This is a genomic window from Enterovirga sp. (genome assembly GCF_028290205.1).
Lineage (GTDB): Bacteria > Pseudomonadota > Alphaproteobacteria > Rhizobiales > Beijerinckiaceae > Enterovirga.
In genome coordinates this window covers 1-9170 of sequence record NZ_JAQGKF010000078.1, presented here as the reverse complement: position 1 = coordinate 9170, position 9170 = coordinate 1, and the positions used below count along the sequence as shown (strand labels likewise).

The window sequence follows — 9170 nt, the reverse complement described above, 5'->3', positions numbered from 1 at the left end:
TACGCGCTGATCAAGTTCGGCTTCGAGCCGGCTCCGCTTCTGCTCGGCTTCGTGCTCGGCAAGCTGATGGAGGAGAACCTCCGGCGGGCGCACATCATCTCGCGCGGCGACATGATGACCTTCATCGAGCGGCCCGTCTCGGCCGGGCTGCTGCTGGTCGCCATCGTGCTGCTGGCGATCGCGCTCCTGCCCACCATCCGCAAGAGCCGCGACGAGGTGTTCACCGAATAGGGCCGCCTCGCCAGACCGGCGGTCCGCTTCTGCCAGCCGTACGGCTTGCACCGCGCGGCCGGCTTCCCACGTTGAACACGAGACGAAGGGAGGAATCTGTGTTGAAGCGCATCCTGACTGCGGCTGTCGGCCTGGCGGCGATGTCCGCCGGGGCCCTGGCCCAAGGCTATCCGACGCGGCCGATCACCATGATCGTCCCCTTCGCGGCCGGTGGGCCGACCGACGTGATCGCCCGCATCGTCGGGGATCACATGTCCCGCACCCTCGGGCAGCAGGTCGTGGTGGAGAACGTGGCCGGCGCCGGTGGCACCACCGGCATCATCCGGGGCGCCCAGGCGGCGCCGGACGGCTACACCATCATGATGGGCCATATGGGCACGCACGGCGCGGCGCCGGCGCTCTATCCGGGCCTCAAATACGACCCGGCCAAGAGCTTCGACCCGATCGGCCTCGCGGCCGGAACCCCGATCGTGATCGTGGCCCGGAAGGACTTCCCGGCCGCCGATTTCAAGGGGTTCCTGGACTACGCCAAACAGAACGACAGCAAGCTGAACCAGGCCCAGGCCGGCGTCGGCTCCGTGTCGCATTCCACCGGCGTGCTGTTCAATTCCGTGGTCGGCATCAAGCCGACGCTGGTCGCCTATCGGGGCACCGGGCCGGCGCTCAACGACCTCATGTCGGGCCAGGTCGATTTCATGACCGACCAGATCGTCAATGTGGCACCCCAGATCAGCGGCGGCACCATCAAGGCCTATGCGATCGCCACGCCCGAGCGCTCGCCGGCGCTGCCCGACGTGCCAACCACCAAGGAGGCCGGCCTGCCCGGCTACGAGGTGTCGGCCTGGAACGCGGTGTTCGCCCCCAAGGGCCTGCCGAAGGATATCAACGCCAAGCTGGTTGAGGCCCTCAGGGCGGCGCTGGCCGACTCCACCACGCGCAAGCGCCTGGTGGATCTCGGCGGCGTGGTGCCCGATGCGAGCGGGCAGGGCCCGGAGGCGCTCCAGAAGCTGGTCGAAAGCGAGGTGGCGCGCTGGACTCCTGTGCTCAAGGGCGCGGGCGCCGGAAACTGAGCGGATCACGGGGCCGGAACTCGGCCCCGGCCCTGTCCGGGTGGGGAGCGGTCGGGCCGCGCCCCATCCGGGCTTCGGCACCCTTTCGCGTGCGGGCGGCCGGTGTGACAACCGGCCGGGCGCCGCGTAGGACCCTGGGCGCAATGAGGTTCTGCCCGTTCCGGTGACCCAGCCCCTCCTGTCCGTCCAAGACCTCTCGGTCGCCTTCCGGTCCCGCGGCCTGGACGGCAAGCCCGTGGACTCGCTCGCCGTGGACCGGGTCTCCTTCGACGTCGCGCCGGGCGAGACGGTGGCGCTGGTCGGGGAATCCGGCTCGGGCAAGTCGGTCACTGCCCTGTCGGTGCTGAAGCTGCTGGCCTATCCGGCCGCGCACCACCCGTCAGGCCGCATCCTGTTCCGGGGCCGCGACCTGCTGCCGCTGGCCGAGCGCGAGATGCAGGCCGTGCGGGGCGACGACATCGCCATGGTCTTCCAGGAGCCCATGACGTCGCTGAACCCGCTGCATACGGTGGCGACCCAGGTCGGCGAGATCCTGGAACTGCATCGCGGCCTGTCCCGCCGCGAGGCCCGGGCCCGGGTTCTTGACCTCCTGGCGCTGGTCGGCATCCGGGACCCGGCGACGCGGCTCGACAGCTATCCGCACCAGCTCTCGGGCGGGCAGCGCCAGCGCGTCATGATCGCCATGGCGCTGGCCAACGAACCCGACCTCTTCATCGCGGACGAGCCGACCACCGCCCTGGACGTCACCGTCCAGGCCCAGATCCTGTCCCTGCTGGCCGATCTCAAGGCGCGGCTCGGCATGGCCATGCTCTTCATCACCCACGATCTCGGCATCGTCCGGCGCATCGCCGACCGGGTCTGCGTGATGCAGGGCGGCCGCATCGTCGAAGCCGGACGCGTGGCCGACATCTTCGCCCGGCCTCAGCACGACTACACCCGCCGGCTGCTCGCGGCCGAGCCGAAAGGGCGCGCCAACCCCGTCGCGACCGGTGCCAGGATCCTGGTCGAGGCCGGGCCGATGCAGGTGCATTTCCCAATCCGGCGCGGCTTCCTGCGCCGCACGGTCGGCCATGTGAAGGCCGTGGATGGCGTCTCGATCACCATCCGGGAGGGCGAGACTCTTGGCGTCGTCGGCGAATCCGGGTCGGGCAAGACGACGCTCGGCCTGGCCCTGCTGCGTCTGACCCGGTCCGAGGGGCCTATCATGGCCCTCGGCCAGCGCCTGGACAGGCTGCCCGCGAAGGCACTGCGGCCGCTCCGGCGTTCGCTGCAGATCGTGTTCCAGGATCCCTATGGCTCGCTGTCGCCGCGGCTCTCGGTCGCGGAAATCGTGGAGGAGGGGCTCCTCGTGCAGCGGCGCGGCGCAAGCCGGGCGGAGCGCCGGAACGTGGTCGCCGGGGCGCTGGCCGATGTGGGACTCGACCCCGCCGTGATGGATCGCTACCCGCACGAATTCTCGGGCGGCCAGCGCCAGCGCATCGCCATTGCGCGCGCCATCGTGCTCCAGCCGAAGCTCGTGGTCTTGGACGAGCCGACCTCCGCGCTCGACCAGTCCGTCCAGGTCCAGATCGTGGATCTGCTGCGGCGCCTCCAGGCCGAGCGCCAGCTCGCCTACCTGTTCATCAGCCATGACCTGAAGGTGGTGCGGGCCCTCGCCAACCACGTCCTCGTCATGAAGGACGGCAAGGTCGTCGAGGAGGGGCCGGCCGCCCGCATTTTCGAGCAGCCGCAGCAGCCCTATACCCGGGCCCTGTTCGCGGCCGCCTTTGGCCTCGAGGCCACGGAAGCCGGGGTGGTCAGGGAGTGACGTCCACCGGTCCCAAGGCCCAGGGCCGGGCGCTGCTGATCGTGCTCGATTCGGTCGGGATCGGCGGCGCGCCGGACGCGGAGAGTTATGGCGATCTCGGCGCCGACACGGTCGGCCACATCGCCGAACGCTGCGCCGCCGGCCTCGCCAATGCCGAAGGGCTGCGGGCCGGGCCGCTCGCCCTGCCCAATCTCGCCGCGCTCGGCCTTGGCCTCGCCTGCGGGCTCGCCAGCGGCCGCGTGCCGCCCGGCCTGGAGCCCCGTGGCGAGGTGCGAGGCGGCTGGGGTGCCGCGACCGAAACCTCGCGCGGAAAAGACACGCCCTCGGGCCATTGGGAGATCGCCGGCCTCCCGGTCGGCTTCGCCTGGGGCTATTTCCCGGACAGCCGGCCGGCTTTCCCGGCACCCCTGATGGAGGGGCTGATCCGGGAAGCCGGATTGCCCGGCATCCTGGGTGCGTGCCATGCCTCCGGCACCGCCATCATCGACGAACTCGGCCCGGAGCATCTGCGGACCGGCCAGCCGATCTGCTACACCTCCGTCGACAGCGTGTTCCAGGTCGCCGCGCACGAGGAGCTGTTCGGGCTCGAGCGGCTGTACGGTCTGTGCCGCGTAGCGCGCCGCCTCTGCGATCCCTACCGGATCGGCCGCGTCATCGCGCGGCCCTTCCTGGGCTCGGTCGAGAGCGGGTTTCACCGCACGGCAAATCGGCGCGACTTCTCCGTGGAGCCGCCCGGCCCGACCCTGCTCGACCGCCTGACCGAGGCCGGCCGCGACGTGGTCACGGTGGGCAAGCTCGGGGACATTTTCGCGCATCGCAGCACCGGCCGCGAGGTGAAGACCAAGAACAACCTGGCCGGGCTGACCGCGATCCGGGAGGTCATGCCGGACCTCGCTGCGGGCGGGTTCGTGTTCGCGAACCTGGTCGATTTCGACACCGAATACGGCCACCGCCGCGACGTGGCCGGCTATGCGGCGGCCCTTGAAGCGTTCGACCGCGGCCTGCCCGGCATCGCGGCCGCCCTGCAGCCCGGTGACGTCTGCATCGTCACGGCCGACCACGGCAACGATCCAACCTTCCGGGGCACCGACCACACGCGCGAACAGGCGCCCGTTCTGGCCTTCGGGCCGCAGGTCGCAGCTGGCCCACTCGGGCAGCGGGCGAGTTTCGCCGATATCGGGGCGACGCTCGCCGGGCATCTCGGGGTGCCGGGAACCGGAGCCGGAACCTCGTTCCTGCCGCTCCTCAGAGGGCCTCGCCGCGCATGAGGCTCGGTGCCCGGCGGCCCCCGCCGGCCGCCTCTTCGGCGAAGAAGCCCTTGGCCCCACCGGCACGGTCGACCAGTCCGAGACCAAGGTCGCGCAGCGCCCGGACCGGCAGGCTGTCATTCGAGAACAGCCGGTTCAGCGCGTCCGTGAGGCCGGCCAGCGCCACGGCCTCGAAGCGCCGGTCGGTCTGGTAGCGCGCCAGAACCTCGTCCGAGCCGGGATCGAGGCCAAGCCGCACCGCCCCGACCACGTGCTCGGCCAGCGCGGCCGCGTCGCCGAGCCCGAGATTGAGGCCCTGCCCGGCGAGCGGGTGGATCTCGTGCGCGGCGTCCCCGAGCAGCGCCAGCCGGGGCGCCACGAAGCGCCGGGCGAGGCCGACGCCGAGCGGCAGCGCCCGCAAGGGCGTGTCCAGCGCCACGGCGCCGAGTGCCGGCCCGAATCTGTCCCGCAGTCCGGCCGTCGCGGCCTCGGGCCCCTCAGCCAGCAGGCGGCGGGCCTCGCTCTCAGCCTCCGTCCAGACCAGCGAGGAGCGGTGCGGATGCGCCCGTCCGGGCCCCGCCAGGGGCAGGATCGCGAACGGGCCGCCGGGCAGGAAATGCTGCACGGCGACCCCGCCATGCGGGTGCTCGTGCGACACCGTGGCGACCAGGGCGAGCTGGCGGTAGCGCCGGCCCGTCCAGCCGATGCCGGCCGCCTCGCGCAGCCGCGACCGGGCACCGTCCGCAGCCACCAGCAGGGAGACCTGGCGGGTCGCCCCGGCCCCGTCCGTGACCGCCACGCCCGCCACATCCGCCGCGAACGACGCGACAGCGGCTGTCTCCAGGCGGACCTCCGCGTCGCGGCAGGCCGAGACCAGGGAGGCGGACAGGACGGAGCCCTCGAGCATCAGGGCGAGCGGCTGCCCGTCCGGCTCGCCATCAAAGCGCAGGTATTCCGGCCGGACGGCATCCTCGAGCCGGCTGTCGGTGATGGTCATGGCGGCGATCGGCTGGGCCTGCCGCCGCAGCGTGGCTCCGACCCCGAGCACGTCCAGCATGCGGAAGGCGGCGGGCGACACGGCAAAGGCGCGCGGATCGCCCCCGGAGGGCCGGCCCGGATCCAGCACGGTGACGGCGACGGCCGCGCCCAGCGCGCGCCGCAGCGCCAGGCCGAAGGCGAGACTGGGGATGCCGCCGCCCGCCACCAGCACCTGCCAGGCCGGCGGTCTCGGTCGCGGCACGGGGGATCGGGACGCCATACGGCGTCGTCGCGCCCCCGCCCGCCGTCGTCAAGCGCCAGCCGTGGCGCTTGCGCCCCGCCGGCCAGATTGCTATCTAACCCGCAACAGCTCTGGTTGTGGTGTGCAAGCACCCTGTCGGGAGCGGGCCCGAAAGGGTCCCGCTCTTTTTTATTGCCGCAAGCCTGGCTTGCCCCCGAGCCCCGACAGCGCCCGACCGTGACCGGAGCGCGCGAGCGTCAATCATGACCGATGAGACGGAAGACCGCTTTCTGACCGAGACCGGCGTGGCCGGCCGCATCGCCGTTGTGGCGGAGACGGCGCTCGCCTCCGTCGGGCTGCGGCTTGTCCGGGTCAAGGTGTCGGGCGTGACCGGCCAGACCGTGCAGATCATGGCCGAGCGCCCGGACGGGAGCATGACCGTCGAGGATTGCGAGGCGGCCTCCAAGGCGCTCTCGCCGGCCCTCGACGTCGCCGACCCGATTTCCGGCGCCTACACGCTGGAAGTGTCGTCGCCCGGTATCGATCGGCCGCTGGTCCGGGCCGGGGACTTCGTGCGCTGGTTGGGCCACGAGGCGAAGATCGAGCTCGCCGTGCCGCTGGCCGGCCGCAAGCGGTTCCGGGGCCTCATCCGCGGCGTGCAGGACGGCGCCGTGCTGGTTGAATTGCCGGACGCCAAGGCGCCGGAGGGGGAAGCGGGCGACGAGGTCGTGGCCCAGCTCGCGCTCGCCGATATCGGCGAGGCTCGGCTGGTCATGACGGAGGCCCTGATTCGCGACTCGCTGCGCCGAGGCAAGCGCGGGGAATCGGAGGAGCCCGAGGCTCCGGAAGGGCCGGACGGCCAGGAGGCCGCAACGGCGGAGGAGGGGCGGCGCGCGCCGGCCCCGCGTCAGAAACGCACCAAGGGACCGGGCCGCTTCGCCCGACCCAAGACACCGGCCGGCTAGGCCGGTCCCTTCCAGACCACAAAGGAGAACATCATGGCGGTCAGCGCCAACAGGCTCGAGCTCCTGCAGATTGCGGACGCGGTCGCCCGTGAGAAGGTGATCGACCGTTCCATCGTGGTCGCCGCCATGGAGGACGCCATCGCCAAGGCGGCCCGCTCCCGCTACGGCGCTGAGACGGACGTCCATGCCGAGATCCACCCCAAGACCGGCGAGCTGCGGCTGTCCCGGCACCTGCTCGTGGTCGATCAGGTCGAGAACGACGCGGTGGAGATCGCTCTCGCCGACGCCCGCCGCCGCAACCCGGCGGCCGAAGTCGGCGACGCCATCGCCGAGACGCTGCCGCCCTTCGATTTTGGCCGCATCGCCGCGCAATCGGCCAAGCAGGTCATTGTCCAGAAGGTCCGGGACGCCGAGCGCGACCGGCAATACGAGGAATACAAGGACCGCATCGGCGAGATCGTGAACGGTCTCGTGAAGCGCGTGGAATACGGCAACGTCATCGTCGACCTGTCCGGGCGCGGCGAGGGCATCGTGCGCCGGGACGAGCTGATCCCGCGCGAAACGTTCCGGCCCGGCGACCGCATCCGGTCCTACCTGTTCGACGTCCGCCGCGAGCCGCGCGGGCCGCAGATCTTCCTGTCCCGCACCCACCCGCAATTCATGGCGAAGCTGTTCGCCTCCGAGGTGCCCGAAATCTACGACGGCATCGTCGAGGTGAAGGCCGTGGCCCGCGATGCGGGCTCCCGGGCGAAGATTGCCGTGACCTCGCGCGACAGCTCGATCGACCCGGTGGGGGCTTGCGTCGGCATGCGGGGATCGCGCGTCCAGGCGGTGGTCGGCGAGCTGCAGGGCGAGAAGATCGACATCATCCCGTGGTCCTATGACCGGGCCACCTTCATCGTGAACGCGCTGCAGCCGGCCGAGGTCGTCAAGGTGGTGCTGGACGAGGAGGCCGAGCGCATCGAGGTGGTGGTTCCGGACGAGCAGCTCTCGCTGGCGATCGGCCGGCGCGGCCAGAACGTCCGCCTCGCCTCCCAGCTCACCGGATGGGACATCGACATCCTGACCGAGGCCGAGGAATCCGAGCGTCGGCAGAAGGAGTTCGTGGAGCGGACCGAGCTGTTCATGGCGGCGCTCGACGTGGACGAGACAGTGGGCCAGCTCCTGGCCGCCGAAGGGTTTCGAAACGTGGAGGAGATCGCCGTGGTGGAGCCGGACGAGGTCGCGGCGATTCAGGGGTTCGACGAGGAGACCGGCGCGGAGATCCAGCGCCGCGCCCAGGATTACCTGGCCCGCATCGAAGCCGAGCAGGAGGCACGCCGCCGCGAACTCGGGGTCGAGGACGCCCTGAAGGAGATCGACGGCGTCACCGTGCCGATGCTCGTGGCGTTCGGCGAGAACGACGTGAAGACGGTCGAGGATCTGGCCGGCTGCGCGACGGACGACCTCGTCGGCTACACGGAAGGCCGGGGTGCCGAAGCGGTCCGAACCGCGGGCTTCCTCGATGGATTCGAGCTGTCGCGCCAGGATGCCGAGGCCATGATCCTGGCGGCCCGCATCAAGGCGGGCTGGATCGAGGCCCAGGCTGAGCCGGCCCCGGCCGAAGCCGAGGCCGCGGAGGCCGAGGCACAGCCGAGCTGACCGTGTCCCCGGCCGAGCGCCGGTCGGGCGAGCCGATGCCCCAGGCCCCGGAGCGTACCTGCATCGTTAGCCGCAAGGCCGGCCCGGCCTCGGAGCTGATGCGGTTCGTGCGCGGGCCTGAGGGCGCCGTGATCGTCGACCTCAGGGGTAATCTGCCCGGCCGCGGCGCCTGGATCAGCCCGACGGCCGAGACCCTCGCCCTGGCGATCCGCAAGCGCCTGTTCAGCCGCGCCTTCAAGGGCGAGGCCCAGGCCGGCCCCGAATTGGTGGCCGCGGTCGATGCCGCTCTCGTGCGCGATCTGATCGGGGCCCTGGCTCTCGCCAACAAGGCCGGCGCCGTCGTGGCCGGCTTCGCCAAGGTCGAATCCGCTCTGTCGGGCGGCGGGGCCGCGGCTCTGATCCATGCTCAGGAGGCGGCCGAGGACGGCCGTCGCAAGCTGGCCGGGGCGTTGCGGAGAGGCGAAAGCGCTACGATATGTGCTGTGCCGACCCTCGACGATCTCCGTGGCGACGATTTGGACGTGGCCTTGGGCCGGGTCGGTGTGATACATGCCGCGCTTCTCGCAGGTGTCGGCAGCGAAGGCTGCCTGGCGCGCTGGCGTCGTCTTCGCCTCTTTCGGGGTGTGGACGATAAGGCCGCGCCGCCGCGAGATGCCGCACATCGGTCGGACGACCCGCCCGCAAGACCGGCAGGATTGACACTGGATGAGTGACACCAAGACTCCGGGCGACAAGACGCTTCACGTGTCGTCCAAGACACTCACGCTGCCAAAGCGGCCGGCTGAGCAGAACATGGTTCGGCAGAGCTTCTCCCACGGCCGGACCAAGGCGGTCGTGGTCGAGACGGTGAAGCGTCGGACCGTGGCTCCGGCTGCGCCTGCCTCGGCCGCTCGGGACACGGCACCTGCAGCGCCGGCGGCGCCGGTCGCCCCGGTGGCCCCGCCCGCACCCTCCAGGCCGGTTGCGGCCCCGTCGGGCCGCCCGGCCGTG

At 71.5% G+C, this 9170-nt stretch carries 8 protein-coding genes and 1 pseudogene; 8 read left to right on the top strand and 1 reads right to left on the bottom strand.

The window, feature by feature from the left end; genetic code table 11:
* The 4 genes and pseudogenes from JWR86_RS05275 to JWR86_RS05260 all read left to right on the top strand — a co-directional run.
* A pseudogene (locus JWR86_RS05275) lies at nucleotides 1–231 on the top strand (tricarboxylic transporter); the annotation flags it as partial.
* A 140-nt stretch (nucleotides 232–371) separates the two neighbouring features.
* Nucleotides 372–1301: a tripartite tricarboxylate transporter substrate-binding protein gene (locus JWR86_RS05270; protein ID WP_299561745.1), complete on the top strand. Its 930-nt coding sequence runs from the start codon at nucleotides 372–374 to the stop codon at nucleotides 1299–1301.
* A 163-nt stretch (nucleotides 1302–1464) separates the two neighbouring features.
* Nucleotides 1465–3108, top strand: a complete 1644-nt coding sequence (locus JWR86_RS05265) for an ABC transporter ATP-binding protein (RefSeq protein ID WP_299561739.1) — start codon at nucleotides 1465–1467, stop codon at nucleotides 3106–3108.
* The gene (locus JWR86_RS05260; RefSeq protein ID WP_299561736.1) at nucleotides 3105–4376 is read left to right on the top strand and encodes a phosphopentomutase; all 1272 of its coding nucleotides are present in this window, start codon (nucleotides 3105–3107) and stop codon (nucleotides 4374–4376) included. The genes JWR86_RS05265 and JWR86_RS05260 overlap by 4 nt, the downstream gene beginning before the upstream one ends.
* On the opposite strand, the gene JWR86_RS05255 is transcribed toward JWR86_RS05260, so the two are convergent.
* Nucleotides 4354–5595, bottom strand: coding sequence for an FAD-dependent monooxygenase (locus tag JWR86_RS05255; RefSeq protein ID WP_366914550.1), 1242 nt, complete (start codon nucleotides 5593–5595; stop codon nucleotides 4354–4356). The two genes, JWR86_RS05260 and JWR86_RS05255, sit on opposite strands and share 23 nt — an antisense overlap.
* A 242-nt stretch (nucleotides 5596–5837) precedes the next feature.
* On the opposite strand from JWR86_RS05255, the gene rimP reads away from it, so the two are divergent.
* From rimP to JWR86_RS05235, 4 genes are all read left to right on the top strand, one after another.
* Entirely contained in the window at nucleotides 5838–6539 is a 702-nt protein-coding gene (rimP, locus tag JWR86_RS05250; RefSeq protein ID WP_299561730.1) for a ribosome maturation factor RimP, read from the top strand.
* A 30-nt stretch (nucleotides 6540–6569) separates the two neighbouring features.
* Nucleotides 6570–8180, top strand: a complete 1611-nt coding sequence (gene nusA / locus JWR86_RS05245) for a transcription termination factor NusA (protein WP_299561742.1) — start codon at nucleotides 6570–6572, stop codon at nucleotides 8178–8180.
* Nucleotides 8181–8215: 35 nt separating this feature from the next.
* Nucleotides 8216–8893, top strand: coding sequence for an RNA-binding protein (locus tag JWR86_RS05240; protein ID WP_299561727.1), 678 nt, complete (start codon nucleotides 8216–8218; stop codon nucleotides 8891–8893).
* Nucleotides 8886–9170: translation initiation factor IF-2 associated domain-containing protein (locus tag JWR86_RS05235; RefSeq protein WP_299561724.1), on the top strand; the 285-nt coding region annotated here is incomplete at its 3' end. The genes JWR86_RS05240 and JWR86_RS05235, both read left to right, overlap by 8 nt.

Coding starts and splice junctions, on each gene's coding strand:
- JWR86_RS05270 (WP_299561745.1), top strand. CDS start 372: ATGTCCGCCGGGGCCCTGGCCCAAGGCTATCCGACGCGGCCGATCACC.
- rimP (WP_299561730.1), top strand. CDS start 5,838: ATGACCGATGAGACGGAAGACCGCTTTCTGACCGAGACCGGCGTGGCC.
- JWR86_RS05240 (WP_299561727.1), top strand. CDS start 8,216: ATGCCCCAGGCCCCGGAGCGTACCTGCATCGTTAGCCGCAAGGCCGGC.